This window comes from Pseudacidovorax sp. (assembly GCF_017991995.1).
Classification (GTDB): domain Bacteria; phylum Pseudomonadota; class Gammaproteobacteria; order Burkholderiales; family Burkholderiaceae_C; genus Xenophilus.
The window spans coordinates 90,903-105,787 of record NZ_JAGOPN010000005.1 but is presented as its reverse complement, the minus strand read 5'-3'; the positions used below and the strand labels follow the sequence as shown (position 1 = coordinate 105,787).

At 69.1% G+C, this 14,885-nt stretch carries 14 protein-coding genes; 10 read left to right on the top strand and 4 right to left on the bottom strand.

Annotation, left to right across the window (positions count from 1 at the left end; genetic code table 11):
* Positions 1-20: 20 nt before the first annotated feature.
* The 3 genes from KBC94_RS08560 to KBC94_RS08550 are packed head-to-tail and all read right to left on the bottom strand — an operon-like array spanning position 21 to position 1,632.
* Entirely contained in the window at positions 21-545 is a 525-nt protein-coding gene (locus KBC94_RS08560; protein ID WP_294368699.1) for an ankyrin repeat domain-containing protein, read from the bottom strand.
* A 17-nt stretch (positions 546-562) separates the two neighbouring features.
* Positions 563-1,171, bottom strand: a complete 609-nt coding sequence (locus KBC94_RS08555; RefSeq protein ID WP_294368697.1) for a hypothetical protein — start codon at positions 1,169-1,171, stop codon at positions 563-565.
* Complete coding sequence (locus KBC94_RS08550; protein WP_294368696.1) at positions 1,168-1,632, bottom strand: group II truncated hemoglobin; 465 nt, start codon at positions 1,630-1,632, stop codon at positions 1,168-1,170. The genes KBC94_RS08555 and KBC94_RS08550 overlap by 4 nt, the downstream gene beginning before the upstream one ends.
* Before the next feature lie 385 nt (positions 1,633-2,017).
* Here KBC94_RS08550 and nifH point away from each other — a divergent pair, with 385 nt between their 5' ends.
* The 9 genes from nifH to KBC94_RS08505 all read left to right on the top strand — a co-directional run bounded on the left by nifH (position 2,018) and on the right by KBC94_RS08505 (position 10,803).
* The gene (gene nifH / locus KBC94_RS08545) at positions 2,018-2,899 is read left to right on the top strand and encodes a nitrogenase iron protein (RefSeq protein ID WP_234192530.1); all 882 of its coding nucleotides are present in this window, start codon (positions 2,018-2,020) and stop codon (positions 2,897-2,899) included.
* Between the two features lie 76 nt (positions 2,900-2,975).
* Positions 2,976-4,433 carry a nitrogenase molybdenum-iron protein alpha chain gene (nifD, locus tag KBC94_RS08540; protein ID WP_294368685.1) on the top strand — a complete coding sequence of 486 codons (1,458 nt, stop codon included), beginning with the start codon at positions 2,976-2,978 and terminating at the stop codon, positions 4,431-4,433.
* Positions 4,434-4,522: 89 nt separating this feature from the next.
* Positions 4,523-6,082: a nitrogenase molybdenum-iron protein subunit beta gene (gene nifK, locus KBC94_RS08535; RefSeq protein ID WP_294368682.1), complete on the top strand. Its 1,560-nt coding sequence runs from the start codon at positions 4,523-4,525 to the stop codon at positions 6,080-6,082.
* 69 nt (positions 6,083-6,151) lie between these two features.
* Positions 6,152-6,478: a hypothetical protein gene (locus KBC94_RS08530; RefSeq protein ID WP_017757469.1), complete on the top strand. Its 327-nt coding sequence runs from the start codon at positions 6,152-6,154 to the stop codon at positions 6,476-6,478.
* 32 nt (positions 6,479-6,510) lie between these two features.
* Complete coding sequence (locus KBC94_RS08525; RefSeq protein WP_294368673.1) at positions 6,511-6,996, top strand: hypothetical protein; 486 nt, start codon at positions 6,511-6,513, stop codon at positions 6,994-6,996.
* A 13-nt stretch (positions 6,997-7,009) separates the two neighbouring features.
* Positions 7,010-8,716 (top strand): ATP-binding protein, encoded by a 1,707-nt coding sequence (locus tag KBC94_RS08520; protein WP_294368671.1) that lies wholly within the window; start codon positions 7,010-7,012, stop codon positions 8,714-8,716.
* A 27-nt stretch (positions 8,717-8,743) separates the two neighbouring features.
* Positions 8,744-9,100, top strand: coding sequence for a hypothetical protein (locus tag KBC94_RS08515; RefSeq protein WP_294368667.1), 357 nt, complete (start codon positions 8,744-8,746; stop codon positions 9,098-9,100).
* A 16-nt stretch (positions 9,101-9,116) separates the two neighbouring features.
* Positions 9,117-9,971, top strand: coding sequence for an LLM class flavin-dependent oxidoreductase (locus KBC94_RS08510; RefSeq protein ID WP_294368664.1), 855 nt, complete (start codon positions 9,117-9,119; stop codon positions 9,969-9,971).
* A 13-nt stretch (positions 9,972-9,984) separates the two neighbouring features.
* Complete coding sequence (locus KBC94_RS08505) at positions 9,985-10,803, top strand: hypothetical protein (protein WP_294368662.1); 819 nt, start codon at positions 9,985-9,987, stop codon at positions 10,801-10,803.
* 30 nt (positions 10,804-10,833) lie between these two features.
* On the opposite strand, the gene KBC94_RS08500 is transcribed toward KBC94_RS08505, so the two are convergent.
* Complete coding sequence (locus KBC94_RS08500) at positions 10,834-13,050, bottom strand: TonB-dependent siderophore receptor (protein WP_294368659.1); 2,217 nt, start codon at positions 13,048-13,050, stop codon at positions 10,834-10,836.
* A 272-nt stretch (positions 13,051-13,322) separates the two neighbouring features.
* Between KBC94_RS08500 and nifE the strand changes: the two genes are divergently transcribed.
* Positions 13,323-14,885, top strand: a complete 1,563-nt coding sequence (gene nifE / locus KBC94_RS08495; protein WP_294368656.1) for a nitrogenase iron-molybdenum cofactor biosynthesis protein NifE — start codon at positions 13,323-13,325, stop codon at positions 14,883-14,885.

Genomic DNA, 14,885 nt, shown 5'->3' with positions numbered 1-14,885 from the left:
GTGTCTCGCACGCAGGGTCTTCAGGCGCTCAGCCGCCGCGCATGGCGCAGCAGCTCGCGCGCGCGGTCGGCCGCCATGTCGGCGGCGGCACGGCCATCGGGGGCGCAGGGTGCGGCGCTGGCGCCCAGCTGGCGCAGCAGGGCCATCAGCTCGGCACGTCCGCTGGCGGCGGCCTGCATCAGGCAGGTGAGGCCGTCGTCGTCCGCGTGGTCGATGTCGGCACCGGCCTCCAGCAACTGCACGATGGTGGCGGGCCAGCCCTGCAGGCAGGCATACCAGAGGGCGGTGCGGCCCTGGTCGTCCTCGGCGTCCACCGGCACGCCGCGGCCCAGCAATGCGGCGGTGGCCGACGCGTCGCCCTGCCAGGCGGCGCGCATGAGGGCGGTCTCGCCGTCCTCGGCGCGCGCGAAGGGGCCTGGAAAGCCCTGCTGCGCGAGCCAGCTGGACAGCGCAGCGGCAGACCCGACCCGCTGCGGATGCAGGCGGGCGATGGGCGTCTCGTCCGCGAGGACGCAGGGCCCGTGGGCAGGAAGCGGGGCGGGCATGGCGGCGCCGTGCGGGCTCAGACCGGACGGTTCTCGTTGGGGTTGCGCACCGGCCCCATCAGCTCCAGGCCCTCGGAGTAGGTGATGGTGTCGAAGGTGACGTCGAACTTCAGCGCGGCATCGGCCACGGCGTCGAGCTTGCCGGCGGTGTCCTTCTTCTTGAGGTCGCCCTTCTCCAGGTACAGCAGCTCCAGCATCTCGTTGTAGACCGTGTTCTCGAGGATGGGCAGCACGTAGAACATGGCGCCCTTGTAGGGCACCTGGTACTTCTTCGACAGGTCGATGTTGTCGCAGAAGAGGAAGTACTTGCCGCCGGCGCTGAGCGTGTCGCCCAGCGTCTCGGCCACGTCCTTGAGCGACTCGAAGGACAGCAGCCAGCCGCAGAAGAAGGGCAGGTGCTTGTCGCCGGTGGTGGCCACGGCCATCACCTGGTCGCAGGTCAGCTCGGGCGGGCGGGCCTCGTCGGCCAGCTTGGCCGAGAAGCGCAGCGCCAGTTCGCCGCGGAAGCCGAAGCGACCCGGCTTGTGGGTGGGCGCCTTGAGCACCGGGTTCAGCAGGCGGCCTTCGGCTTCGAGGCGCGCGAAGGCGGTGTCCTGGATCTCGGTCTGGGTGGCCGTGGCGGTCATGGGGCTTCCTTGAGGGTGGTGAGAGAAAGGGGGTGCTGGGGCGCGGTCCGGGTGTCGGTGTTGCGCATCCAGTCGGCGGTCTTGAAGAAGGCGGCCATCAGCTCGGCCTGCAGCGCGGCGTCGGCATCCACGGCCTGCAGGGCGGCCTGCATGCAGGCCAGCCAGGCGTCGCGCTCGGCCGCGCCGATGGCGAAGCCGCCGTGGCGCATGCGCAGCCGCGGATGGCCGCGCTGCGCGGAATAGTCCTTGGGGCCGCCCAGCCACTCGCGCAGATACAGCACCAGCACGGCACGGGTGGCCGTCAGGTCGGCTTCGTGCATCGCGCGGATGCCGCGCGCGCCGGGCCAGGTGTCCATGTGGCGGTAGAAGGCCTCCACCAGCCGCACGATGGCTGCATCGCCGCCCAGGCGCTCGTAGTGCGTGTTGTGCGGCGACGGGGCCGTGGGAATGGACGGGATCATGGTCTGCGTTCTGCAATCGGCGTACCAGCGCCCTGGCGCGCGACAAGGCAGCCAAATGCGACAGGCTGCTGGGCGGTGTGCGGCGCAACGCCGCCGTTCGCGACGCGCGATGCAGGGTTTGTCGCGAACCGTACAAGCCCCGCGTCGGCCGCCGACGCAGGGGGCGAATGGGCCTTTCTCCCTCTGGAGAGTGGACTTTCGGAGGGATTCCATGCCGGTCGAAGGGGCATGGCATGGAAGCTGCGAAGAGGGGGTGCGCGGACACAAGTCCGGCCGATGCGTGACCCCGACAAGAAGAGCTACAGCAGGACCACGACAGGCTGACATGGGCGCGGCTTTCTGCAACGCAACCTTTCAACCCTTCACTCTCACTGGAGTAATCGCAATGTCCAAACTTCGGCAAATCGCCTTCTACGGCAAGGGCGGCATCGGCAAGTCCACCACCTCCCAGAACACGCTGGCCGCGCTCACCGAGCTGGGCCAGAAGATCCTGATCGTCGGCTGCGACCCCAAGGCCGACTCCACCCGCCTGATCCTGCACGCAAAGGCCCAGGACACCATCCTCTCGCTGGCGGCGGAAGCCGGTTCGGTGGAGGACCTGGAGCTCGAGGACGTGATGAAGATCGGCTACAAGGACATCCGCTGCGTGGAGTCCGGTGGCCCGGAGCCGGGCGTCGGCTGCGCCGGCCGCGGCGTGATCACCTCGATCAACTTCCTCGAAGAGAACGGCGCCTATGACGGCGTGGACTACGTCTCCTATGACGTGCTCGGCGACGTGGTGTGCGGCGGCTTCGCCATGCCCATCCGCGAGAACAAGGCGCAGGAGATCTACATCGTCATGTCCGGCGAGATGATGGCCATGTACGCGGCCAACAACATCTCCAAGGGCATCCTGAAGTACGCCAACAGCGGCGGCGTGCGCCTGGGCGGCCTGGTGTGCAACGAGCGCCAGACCGACAAGGAACTGGAACTGGCCGAGTCGCTGGCCAAGATGCTGGGCAGCCGGCTCATCCACTTCGTGCCGCGCGACAACATCGTGCAGCACGCCGAGCTGCGCCGCATGACGGTGATCGAGTACGCACCCGAGTCCAAGCAGGCCGAGGAATACCGCCAGCTGGCCCGCAAGGTCCACAACAACGCCGGCAACGGCACCATCCCCACGCCCATCACCATGGACCAGCTGGAAGACCTGCTGATGGAGCACGGGATCATGAAGCAGATCGACGAGTCGCAGGTCGGCAAGGCCGCCGCCGAACTGGCTGCCTGATTCCAGGCGTGCAAGCCCGGGCCCCGCACGGCGGGGCCCGGCGCCGCCCCCTTTCCATCCTTACGGAGCATCCCCCATGACCGCCACCGTTGAAGAGCGCAAGGCCGCGAACAAGGCCCTGATCGATGAAGTGCTGAAGGCCTATCCCGAGAAGATGGCCAAGCGGCGCGCCAAGCACCTGGGCACCTTCGAAGAAGGCAAGCCCGACTGCGGCGTGAAGTCCAACATCAAATCCCTGCCGGGCGTGATGACCATCCGCGGCTGCGCCTACGCCGGCTCCAAGGGCGTGGTCTGGGGCCCGATCAAGGACATGATCCACATCAGCCACGGCCCGGTGGGCTGCGGCCAGTACAGCTGGGCCGCGCGCCGCAACTACTACATCGGCATCACCGGCGTGGACACCTTCGTGACGATGCAGTTCACCTCCGACTTCCAGGAGAAGGACATCGTCTTCGGCGGCGACAAGAAGCTCGACAAGATCATCGACGAGATCCAGGCGCTGTTCCCGCTGAACAAGGGCATCTCGATCCAGTCCGAATGCCCCATCGGCCTGATCGGCGACGACATCGAGGCCGTCAGCAAGAAGAAGAGCAAGGAGTACGAAGGCCACACCATCGTGCCCGTGCGCTGCGAGGGCTTCCGCGGCGTGAGCCAGTCGCTGGGCCACCACCTGGCCAACGACGCCATCCGCGACTGGGTGTTCGACAAGGCCGACCCCGACAAGCGGCCCGACTTCGTCTCCACGCCCTACGACGTGGCCATCATCGGCGACTACAACATCGGCGGCGATGCCTGGTCCAGCCGCATCCTGCTCGAGGAGATCGGCCTGCGCGTGATCGCCCAGTGGTCGGGCGACGGCACCATCGCCGAGCTGGAGAACACGCCCCGCGCCAAGCTCAACGTGCTGCACTGCTACCGCTCGATGAACTACATCAGCCGGCACATGGAAGAGAAGTACGGCATCCCATGGGTGGAGTACAACTTCTTCGGCCCCACGATGATCGAGAAGAGCCTGCGCGAGATCGCCAGCCACTTCGACGACACCATCAAGGCCAACGCCGAGAAGGTCATCGCCAAGTACCGTCCGCTGATGGATGCCGTCATCGCGCGCTACAAGCCGCGCCTGCAGGGCAAGAAGGTCATGCTGTACGTGGGCGGCCTGCGTCCGCGCCACGTGATCGGCGCCTACGAGGACCTGGGCATGGACGTGGTGGGCACCGGCTACGAGTTCGGCCACAACGACGACTACCAGCGCACCACGCACTACATCAAGGACAGCACGCTGATCTACGACGACGTGACCGGCTACGAGTTCGAGCACTTCGTCGACAAGATCAAGCCCGACCTGATCGGCTCCGGCATCAAGGAGAAGTACGTCTTCCAGAAGATGGGCGTGCCCTTCCGCCAGATGCACAGCTGGGACTACTCGGGCCCCTACCACGGCTATGACGGCTTCGCCATCTTCGCCCGCGACATGGACATGGCGATCAGCTCGCCGATCTGGGGCCTGACCAAGGCGCCCTGGAAGTCCTGATCCCCGCCTGCGCAACGCCGCGGCCCGCGCGCACCCCGTGCGCGGGCCGCCCGAGCCGCCCCACGACCTCTTTTCCATCGGAGCCCGCCATGCCCCAATCCGCCGACAAGATCCTCGACCACGAACTGCTGTTCCGCGAGCCGGAATACCAGGACATCTTCAAACGCAAGAAGGAAGAGTTCGAGTTCAACCACCCCGATGACAAGATCAAGCAGGTCATCGAGTGGACCAAGACCGAGGACTACAAAGAGAAGAACTTCGCCCGCGATTCGCTGACCGTGAATCCGGCCAAGGCCTGCCAGCCGCTGGGTGCGGTGTACGTGGCCAACGGTTTCCACAAGACGCTGTCGTTCGTGCACGGCTCGCAGGGCTGCGTGGCCTACTACCGCAGCCACTTCAGCCGCCACTTCAAGGAGCCCACCTCCTGCGTCAGCTCCTCGATGACCGAGGACGCGGCGGTGTTCGGCGGCCTGAACAACATGATCGACGGCCTGGCCAACGCCTACAACCTGTACAAGCCCGAGATGATCGCCGTCAGCACCACCTGCATGGCGGAAGTGATCGGCGACGACCTGGACGCCTTCATCAAGAACAGCAAGCAGAAGGGCAGCGTGCCCGAGGCCTACGACGTGCCCTTCGCGCACACGCCGGCCTTCGTCGGCAGCCACATCACCGGCTACGACAACGCGCTGCTGGGCATCCTCAAGCACTTCTGGGACGGCAAGGCCGGCACGGCGCCGAAGCTGGAGCGCGTTCCCAACGAGAGCATCAACTTCATCGGCGGCTTCGACGGCTTCGTCGTGGGCAACATGAAGGAGATCCGTCGCATCTTCAGCCTGTTCGGCGTGAAGGCCAACATCATCTGCGACCCCTCCGAGACCTGGAACACGCCCACCGACGGCGAGTTCCGCATGTACGAGGGCGGCACCACCAAGGAAGAGGTCGAGGCTGCACTGCACGCCAAGGCGACCATCGTCTTCCAGGAATACTGCTGCGAGAAGACCTCCAAGTTCATCGCCGAGCACGGCCAGGAAGTCGTGGTGCTCAACGCGCCCATGGGCGTGGCCGGCACCGACGAATTCCTGATGGCCATCTCGCGCCTGACCGGCAAGCCGATCCCGGCCGAGCTGGAGAAGGAGCGCGGCCAGCTGGTGGACGCCATGGCCGACAGCCAGGCCCATCTGCACGGCAAGCGCTTCGCCCTGTACGGCGATCCGGACCAGATGCTGGGCACCACCCGTTTCCTGCTGGAACTGGGCGCCGAGCCGGCCCACGTGCTGGCCACCAACGGCAACGACGACTGGGCCGCCAAGGTGCAGGCGCTGTTCGACGCCTCGCCCTACGGTGCCAACTGCAAGGTCTATCCCAAGCGCGACCTGTGGCACATGCGCTCGCTGCTGTTCACCGAGCCGGTGGACTTCCTGATCGGCAACACCTACGGCAAGTACCTGGAGCGCGACACCAAGACGCCGCTGGTGCGCATGACCTTCCCGATCTTCGACCGCCACCACTACCACCGCTATCCCACCTGGGGCTACGACGGTGCGCTGCGCACGCTGGTGATGCTGCTGGACGAGTTCTTCGAGACCCTGGACGCGAACACCATCGTGCCGGGCAAGACGGACTACAGCTACGACATCATCCGCTGAGGACGCCGGCCGGCCTTCGCGGCCGGCCTGGCGCCTGGCTTCACTTCTTCACCGAATCGAGGATCGCCCATGTCCGAACCCGAACGCGTGTGGGTCAAGACCACGGAAGACGGCCGCAAGGTCGAAGTGATCGATGGCTGGGTGTGCCTGGCTGGGGTGCGCGAGGCCGAGCACCTGGTCGAGATCCTCGAACACCCCAACCGGCAGGCCATCCTGCGTGCCGTGCCGGGCGCCACGCATGTGGCGGGCCGGCTGCCGCTGACGCACGAGCAGGCGGCCATCGCGCAGGGCGCGCTGCTGGCCGCGCAGCGGGTGTTCGATTCCAGTCCGGCTGGCATCACCCAGCGCATCAGCAAGGCCGTGTGGGCCAAGGCGCACGCCGAAGGCGTGGAGTGAGCCGTCCGTCCGGCACTGCCCGAGGCCCCACCATGATCTACGTCGTCGAACAGCCGGACGCCGGCGAGCCGCATGCCTGGTTTGCCTATGACGACGAGGACCTGGCCCGCAAGGTCGCTGCGACCGACGCGCTGCAGCCCTGCGAGATCCACGACGTGCTCACGGCGCGCGAACTGCTGCAGGCCCATGGCCACGACGGGCCCGGGGATGCGGCCCGCGCGGCACTGCCCGCCATCTGCGGCCTGGGTGACGAGCACGGCTGGGACACCCCTCTGTACCGCGCCGATCACCTGCTGGGCCGCGGCGTGCTGCAGTCCGTGCCGGTGAGCGAGCGCGACGCCCTGGCGGCCGCCATCGCGGCGCGCGGCGCCCAGCCGTGCATCTACTGGAGCGACACCGAGGCGGTGGCCGCCTTCGAGGGCCACGACCCGCGGCTGGCCGGCGATGCGCGCTGGTGGGCCCGGCGCGCCCTCTACCGGCAACTGGTCGAGCTGGAAATACTCGCCGACGACAACTGACCGGACACGGGCCATGAAGCTGCGCATCGAACGACCGCACGCCCAGCAGCTCGCCAGCGAGTTTCCCGAGCTGGCGATGTTGGCCGACCAGCTGCGCTTCGGCGCGCATGCCGAGATCGGCCTGGCCCAGCTCCACCCCGTGGCGCTCGATCGCCTGGGCGAGCTGTGGCAGACCGGCGGCGAGCACCAGCGGCGACGTGCCGTGCAGCTGCGCTGCCTGCGCGATGCACTGGAGGAGCCCGATGCGGAGCGCTTCACCGCCGACAGGCTTGAGCAGGTGGTGCCGGCGCTGGTGCGGCACATCGCCGCCGGTGCCCGGCGCGGCTGGCTTTTCAGCGCCGACACCGACAGCCGACCCCTGGCCTGGTGCCCGACCCGCATCGACTTCGTGCCCGCCAGCAACGACGAGACCGGCAAGGTCTTCGTCGAGATGAAGGCCAACGCGCGCGGCGGCCTCATCACCCAGACCCTGCGGCTGGCCGGCGCCGACGTCGAGGGCCGCACCATCGCCCGGATGCTGCTCGCGCGCGGCCTGATGCGCGAAACCCCGGCGCTGATGGATGCCTACGACGCCACGGCCGAACGCTACTTCGAGTGGCGCGGCGAGTACGGCAGCCAGTTCCTGGGCAGCGGCACCGGCTTCCACGCCGAGGACCCCACCGCCACCCATCGCGACAGCGACTGGCTGCGCAAGGACGTGATCGTGCTCAGCGCCCAGGGCCAGCCGGCCCGGCTGGTGAACGACGAAGGCGTGCTGCAGCAGCGCAACCCCACGCTGGAGGCGCCCGGCACGCTGCTGGCCGGCTACCTGGGCAAGGCCGCCAAGAGCAGCCAGTACGACGCCGAGGACGAGGTCAAGGCCCTGGCGGAGGAACTGCGCCGCGACCGGCCCGGGCTGTTCACCCAGCTGCCGGTGCATCCGCTGATGCTGATGTTCCACCTGGAGCTGCACCACCACCTCTGGGTGCATGTGGACGAACTGCAGCCCTATGCCTATCAGCCCGCCCTGAAGCACAAGCTGGTACTGCCGCCCGAACAGACCGACCTGATCGACATCCTCACCGCCGAGATGGACGTGCTGATGGACGACATCGTGGCCGGCAAGTCCGGCGGTACCACCGTGCTGTGCGCGGGCCCGCCGGGCGTGGGCAAGACCCTCACCGCCGAGGTCTATGCCGAGATCGTGCGCCTGCCGCTGTACCGGGTGCACTCGGGCCAGCTCGGCCTGAACGTCTCGACCATGGAGAGCGCCCTCAAGGAGGTGCTGCTGCGCGCCCAGCGCTGGGGCGCCGTGCTGCTGATCGACGAGGCCGACGTCTACATCAAGCGCCGCGACGACGACCTGGCCATGAACGCGGTGGTGGGCGTGTTCCTGCGCGTGCTGGAGTACTTCAGCGGCCTGCTGTTCCTGACCACCAACCGCATCGACGACATCGACGAGGCCATCATCTCGCGCTGCATCGCGCTGATTCGCTACCACGCGCCGGACGAGGCGGCGCGGCTGCGCATCTGGCAGGTCATGGGCGAGCAGTTCGGCCTGGTGCTGGATGCCGCGCTGCTGCAGCGGCTGCCCGCGCTCTTTCCCGAGGCCACCGGCCGCGACATCAAGGGCCTGGCCAAGCTGGTCGCCAAGTACTGCGGCCACAAGGGTGTGCCGGCGACGGAGGAGGCCTTCCTGCGCTGCGCCATGTTCCGTGCGCTCACGCCGGCCGGCGCCTGATCGCCAGCACCTTCTTCGAGGAACACCATGCTGCCTCACCTGCAATGCGACATCGTGCGCCAGTGCGCGGACGCCGTGGACCGGCTTACCTGCGAGATGCAGGACGAGGCGGAGCTCTTCGCCAGCCCCAACACCCTGCAGCATGTGGAGACCCATCTGCTGACGGTGGCCCAGACGCTGGCGCACCTGTCGCCGGCGCTGCAGACACGCCTGGCGTGGGTGGACTGGCGCGGCTGGCAGGCCCTGTGCGGCCTGCTCGAGGCCGACGCCCAGCCGCGCCGGGAGGCCGTGTGGTATGCCGTGCGGTCGCTGCTGCCGACCACCGTGCACCTGATCGAGCAGCTGCGGCGCATCGAGCCTGTCTGGTTCGAAAACGCGTATTGAGATCCTGGAACCTGCCATGAAACTGCGTCTGGGTGCCTTGTGCCTGTTCGAGAACCCCACCGGCGAGGACGGGCGGGCGCTGATCCGGCAGTTCGTGCTGGTGCGGGAGGCCGACCGGATGGGCTTCGACGACATCTGGCTGGCCGAGTGTGCGGACGACCCGGCGCATCCCAGCACGGCGGTCGAGGCGCTGGTGGGGCATCTGGCGGGCGTGACGTCCAAGGCGCGCATCGGCGCCGTGGTGCGGCCCTCGCGGCACGAGGCCGAGGCACTGGCGCAGAGCCTGGCGACGGCCTCGCTGCTCAGTCGGGGCCGGTTGGCGCTGGCGGCCGATGCGCGCGGCGCCTACACGGATGCGACGGCGTCGCTGGCTGCGCTGCAGGCCAGGCTGGCAGGGCAGGGTCGACCCCTGATCCCGGCAGCCCCGGGCGTGCCGGTGCCGGCCTGGGCCGTGGTCGACAGTGCCGAGGCCGCGCGGCAGGCCGCCGCCCGCGGGCTGGGCCTGTGGCTGCCGGCCGAGCTGGACGAGGCGGCTGTGGAGGCACTGATTGCCGCCTTCCGCGAGGCGGGCGGATCGGCCGGCCCTGGCGTGCTGCTGGCACGCTTCGCCTGCCCCGCCGCCACGCGCGAGGCGGCGCTGGCCCTGGCACAGCCCTTCGCGCACTGGCGCGCCGGCGCCGACGCAGCCCCGGCGATGCTGGCGCGCAGCCTGGTCGGCAGCCATGCCGAGGTGGCGCAGGCGCTGCGTCACCTGGGCGAGCGCTTCGGCCTGCTGGGCGTGATCGTGGTGCCGATGAGCGCGGGCTTCGACGACGCCAAGCACATCCTGGCCGACATGGTCGACGAGGTCCGGCCGCTGCTGGACGATTGAGGGTTCGCTGACCATGAGTTGGTCGCGCGCGTCCTCCGCGGTGGGGCAGCAGCTGATCCGCCTCGCGCTGGGTGCCGCCCAGAGCGCGGGCGCGGCGCCGGATGCGGCGGACCTCGCACTGATGGTGAGTGCCGTGCAGCGCGACGCCATCGAGCGGCTGACGCCCGAGCAGGCCGGCGCGGCCCTGCAGCGGGCGCTGCAGTCGCCCTACCCGGCGGGCTTCTTCCTGGCGCTGCGGGCCTGCGCCGGGCTCCGGCGCTTCCTGCCGGAGCTGGACGCGCTCTTCGGCGTGCCCCACCTGTCGGACGAGCCCCTGCCGGTGGACGTCGGCGAGCACCAGCTGCGCGCCCTGGCCCTGGCCGCACGGCGCCATGCACCGCTGGCGGTGCGCTTCGCGGTGCTGGCCCACAAGTTCGGCATGGCGGGCACGCCGCCGCACTGCTGGCCCAGCCATGTGGGCCACGAACTGCGCGGCCAGGCCCGGCTGCGGGACCTGGCCGGGCGCATGGCGCTGCCGCCCGAGGTGCTGGACCTGGCGGATCTGGCCATTGCCGAGGCCGATCGCGTGCACCGCGCCAGCGACATGCGCGCCGGTCCCATCGCCGAGCTGCTGGCGCGGGTGGAGGCGGTGGAGCGGCCCGAGCGCTTCGAGCAGCTGCTGCAGGTGTGCATCTGCGACTTCTCGGCCTATGCCGGCCACGGCGAAGCCGACTACGCCAAGGCGCCGCGCATCCGGCGTGCGCTGGCCGCCTTCGCACGGGCGGGGGCCGATCCGCAGGCGCGTGCGCTGGCGGTGGCGCGCGCGCTGGGGGGATCGTCGGGTTCGCGCTGAGCGGCGCCCGGCGGGCGGAAGGCCGCCTGCCTAGAACTTGATCTGCCCCGACAGTGCCACCGTGCGCGGGCTGCCCAGGTAGTTGGCATTGAGCCAGTAGCGCTTGTCCGCCACGTTGGCCACGTTCAGCCGCAGCGTCACCGGAAGCCCGGCGGCGCGCAGGGCGTAGCGAAGTCCCAGGTCGAAGGTGGCGAAGCCGGGCAGGCGCTGCGTGTTCGCCGCGTCGGCGTACTGCGGGCCGGTGTAGAAGGCGCCGCCGGTGAGCGTCAGGCCGGGCACGCCGTCCAGGTCGTACTCGAGGTAGAGCTTGGCGGTGCGCTCGGCCACGTTCATGGGCGTCTTGCCTTCCAGAGCGGGCGATTGACGGTTCTCCTTGACCTTGGCGTCCAGCAGTGTCAGCCCTCCCACCACCGTCAGGCCGCGCATCGGTTTGCCCGTGGCGGTGAACTCCAGGCCCTGGTGCACCTGCCGGCCGTCCTGCACATAGGTCACAGGGCCGCTGCCGCTGACGTCGTAGTACTGCAGGCCCTTGTCGATCTTGAAGAGGGCCGCCGTCCACAGCACGTCGCGGGCTTCGGCCTTCAGGCCCAGCTCGACCTGCCTGCTCTGGAGCGGCGCCATCACTGCGCCGGCGTTGCTCACCAGGCGGCCGTTGTAGGTGGCCGCGGCCACGCCGCCCTGTTCCAGGCTGCGCATGGTGCTGCCGTAGAGCGACAGCCAGGGCACGGGCTTGTAGATGAGCGCGGCCGTCGGCGTGACGCGGCTGTCGTCGTAGCGGCTGGTGCTGGTGCGGGTGGCGTCGTAGCCGGTGTCGAGGATGCCGGCCTGGTTCACGCCGACGAGGGCCGACCACTGGTCGTTGAAGCGGATGTCGTCGCCCAGCAGCACATTGCGGCGCAGCGTGCGCTGGGCCAGGTACTTGCTGCCGGTGGGCGAGAGGCCGGGGTCGGCCAGATAGACGGGCTGGCCGAAGCTGACCGGCGTGCTCGTCAGGGTGGTCCAGCCACCGGCGGACGAGCGGTAGTTGGTGGCGGTGGTGCGGTCGGCCGACCAGCCGGCGGTCAGGGTGTGCTGCACCGGCCCGGTGGCGAAGCGCCAGTCGGCATAGGCGTAGGCACCCTGGTTGAGGTAGTCGGGGTATTCCCAGGCGCTGGTCTGTACCCGGTAGTTGCCGTTGCCGCCGGCGATGAAGGTGTTGTTGGCCACCACCAGGTCGGAGCGGCTGGTGCGGCGGGCCACCCCCGCACGCAGCACCACGCTGTCGCCCAGCTGCCAGCGCACGCGGCTGGCGACATGGTCCTGCGCGGTGTCGGTCAGCGTGAAGGGCTGGCCGTAGAAGTTGCTGCGGGCAAGGTCGGCCGCGGGATAGCTGGCGCCCGTGGCGGCGCTCCAGTAGGCCTCGCTGCCGCGCATGCGGTAGACGCTGCGCGAGGCGTCGAACTGCACCTGCAGCCGGTCGCTCAGGTTCCAGTCGAGGGCGCCGCTGACCAGGCCGCGCCGGATCGACTGGTGGTCGGTGGCGGTGTCGCCGTCCTGGCCGACGACGTTCAGCCGGTAGGCCAGCTTGCCGCCCTCGTCGATGCGGCCGCCGAAGTCGCCATGCAGGTAGCCGTTGCTGCCCTCGGTCACGCCCGCCGTCACGCTGCGCAGGGGCTCGTAGGTGGGCCGCTTGAGCACGTAGTTGAGCGTGCCGCCCACGTTGCCCGCACCCCAGAGAAAGCCGGAGAGGCCGGTGAGCACCTCCAGCCGCTCCTTGTCCTCCATGTCGACGCTGACCATGTTGGTGTTGGGCATGCCGTCGATGCGCTTGGTGGCGCCCAGGTTGAAGCCGCGCACCGTCACACCCGTGAAGAAGCGGGACTGCGGCGTGGTGAGCTGGGTGACGGGGTTGATGCGCAGCACATCGTCGGGCTTGGTGGCCTGCAGGTTCTCCATCAATGCCTGCGGCACGACGTGGACGGAGTAGGGCGTGTCCAGCAGCGGCCGGGCGTCCAGTGGCCCGATCTGTGCGGCGGTGCGCGCCCGGTAGCCGCTGGCGGCCGAGCCGTCCTGCCGCAGGTCGGGCACCCGTTGCTCTTCCACCTGCACCGCGGGCAGCTGCGGATCGGCAGTGGCGGCAGTGGCCTGGGCCCACGTCGGCAGGGGACTGGCGAGCGCCACGGCCAGCGGCCAGGCGGTGCGGCGCGTGGAACGGGGAAGGGCGCGCTTGCGCCGCGGCGACGGGTGGCGGGAGGGCAGGGTAGGCACAGCCGGACTCCAGGAGGAGGAGATGCGCGGCTGGCAGCGGCTGGCTGGCGCGGGATGCGGGCCCGGAAGGGCCTCGCGGAAGGCGCGGATTATAGGAACGGGCCCGTGTGTCACATGCCGGCAGCGCGAATGTCGCGATTGCTTCAAACCTGCCACAGGCGGCGCTGAAGACAGGCGCGATTGCCGCTTCTGCGTTGGCTTTCCAACGCATTGCGGCTGGCACCGAACCTGCAATGAAGGCCTCACCCACGCCACGTGCAAGGAGCCTCCCGATGTCCCCCTCGCTCAAAGCCAAGATCGCCCAGGTGTTCGACGAGCCCGGCTGCGACAAGAACCAGGCCAAGGGCGCCAAGGAAAAGAAGAAGGGCTGCACCAAGCAGCTGTCGCCCGGCGCTGCGGCTGGCGGCTGCGCCTTCGATGGCGCCAAGATCGCGCTGCAGCCCATCGTGGACGTGGCGCACCTCGTGCACGGCCCCATCGCCTGCGAAGGCAACTCCTGGGACAACCGGCACAGCGCCAGCAGCGGCTCGCAGCTCTACCGCACCGGCTTCACCACCGACATCAACGAACTGGACGTGATCTACGGCGGCGAGAAGCGCCTGTTCAAGAGCGTGCGCGAGATCATCGAGAAGTACGACCCGCCCGCGGTCTTCGTCTACCAGACCTGCGTCACGGCGCTGATCGGCGACGACATCGAGGCCGTGTGCAAGCGCGCCAGCGAGAAGTTCGGCAAGCCGGTGATCCCGGTCAACTCGCCCGGCTTCGCGGGGCCCAAGAACCTGGGCAACAAGCTGGGCGGCGAATCGGTGCTGGACTACGTGATCGGCACCCGCGAGCCCGAGTACACGACCCCCTACGACATCAACATCATCGGCGAGTACAACCTGGTGGGCGAGCTGTGGCAGACCAAGCCGCTGCTCGATGCGCTGGGCGTGCGCGTGCTCTCGTGCATCTCGGGCGACGGCCGCTACAACGAGATCGCCAGCAGCCACCGCGCCAAGGTGAACATGATGGTGTGCTCCAAGTCGATGATCAACATCGCCACCCGCATGGAGCAGCGCTGGGGCATCCCGTACTTCGAAGGCTCGTTCTACGGCATTTCGGACATGAGCGAGACGCTGCGCAACATCGCGCGGCTGCTGGTGCGCCAGGGCGCGCCCGAAGACCTGATCGAGCGCACCGAGCGGCTGATCGAGGTCGAGGAAGCCCGCGCCTGGAAGCGCATCGCCGCCTACCGCGAGCGCCTGGCCGGCAAACGGGCGCTGCTGATCACCGGCGGCGTGAAGTCGTGGTCGGTGGTATCGGCCCTGCAGGAGGCGGGGATCGAGGTGGTGGGCACCAGCATCAAGAAGTCGACCAAGGAAGACAAGGAGAAGATCAAGGAGATCATGGGCGACGACGCCCACATGATCGACGACATGACGCCGCGGCAGATGTACACCATGCTGCGCGATGCCAAGGCCGACATCATGCTGTCGGGCGGTCGCTCGCAGTTCGTGGCGCTCAAGGCCCGCATGCCCTGGCTGGACATCAACCAGGAGCGCTACTACCCCTACGGCGGCTACGAGGGCATGGTGGAGCTCGTGCACCAGGTGGACCGCGCGCTCTCCAACCCCGTGTGGCAGCAGGTGCGCATTCCGGCGCCCTGGGGCGACGACGGCGAGAGCCTGGGCGCGGTGGCGGCGGGCACCCCGGTGCCGGCGCCTGCGCCCATCCCGCCGCAGGCCCCGCAGCCTGTGGTCCTGGCCGACTGCACGCCGCTGCCGGGCCTGGCCTTCCTGGCCGACGTGGCGCGCAGCGCCATGGGCCTGACCCTCGACGAAATGCCCGCCTGA

Bases quoted from the DNA above. Each gene is read 5' to 3' on its own strand.
- KBC94_RS08560 (WP_294368699.1), bottom strand. From the start codon at position 545: ATGCCCGCCCCGCTTCCTGCCCACGGGCCCTGCGTCCTCGCGGACGAG.
- KBC94_RS08555 (WP_294368697.1), bottom strand. From the start codon at position 1,171: ATGACCGCCACGGCCACCCAGACCGAGATCCAGGACACCGCCTTCGCG.
- KBC94_RS08550 (WP_294368696.1), bottom strand. From the start codon at position 1,632: ATGATCCCGTCCATTCCCACGGCCCCGTCGCCGCACAACACGCACTAC.
- nifH (WP_234192530.1), top strand. From the start codon at position 2,018: ATGTCCAAACTTCGGCAAATCGCCTTCTACGGCAAGGGCGGCATCGGC.
- nifD (WP_294368685.1), top strand. From the start codon at position 2,976: ATGACCGCCACCGTTGAAGAGCGCAAGGCCGCGAACAAGGCCCTGATC.
- nifK (WP_294368682.1), top strand. From the start codon at position 4,523: ATGCCCCAATCCGCCGACAAGATCCTCGACCACGAACTGCTGTTCCGC.
- KBC94_RS08530 (WP_017757469.1), top strand. From the start codon at position 6,152: ATGTCCGAACCCGAACGCGTGTGGGTCAAGACCACGGAAGACGGCCGC.
- KBC94_RS08525 (WP_294368673.1), top strand. From the start codon at position 6,511: ATGATCTACGTCGTCGAACAGCCGGACGCCGGCGAGCCGCATGCCTGG.
- KBC94_RS08520 (WP_294368671.1), top strand. From the start codon at position 7,010: ATGAAGCTGCGCATCGAACGACCGCACGCCCAGCAGCTCGCCAGCGAG.
- KBC94_RS08515 (WP_294368667.1), top strand. From the start codon at position 8,744: ATGCTGCCTCACCTGCAATGCGACATCGTGCGCCAGTGCGCGGACGCC.
- KBC94_RS08510 (WP_294368664.1), top strand. From the start codon at position 9,117: ATGAAACTGCGTCTGGGTGCCTTGTGCCTGTTCGAGAACCCCACCGGC.
- KBC94_RS08505 (WP_294368662.1), top strand. From the start codon at position 9,985: ATGAGTTGGTCGCGCGCGTCCTCCGCGGTGGGGCAGCAGCTGATCCGC.
- nifE (WP_294368656.1), top strand. From the start codon at position 13,323: ATGTCCCCCTCGCTCAAAGCCAAGATCGCCCAGGTGTTCGACGAGCCC.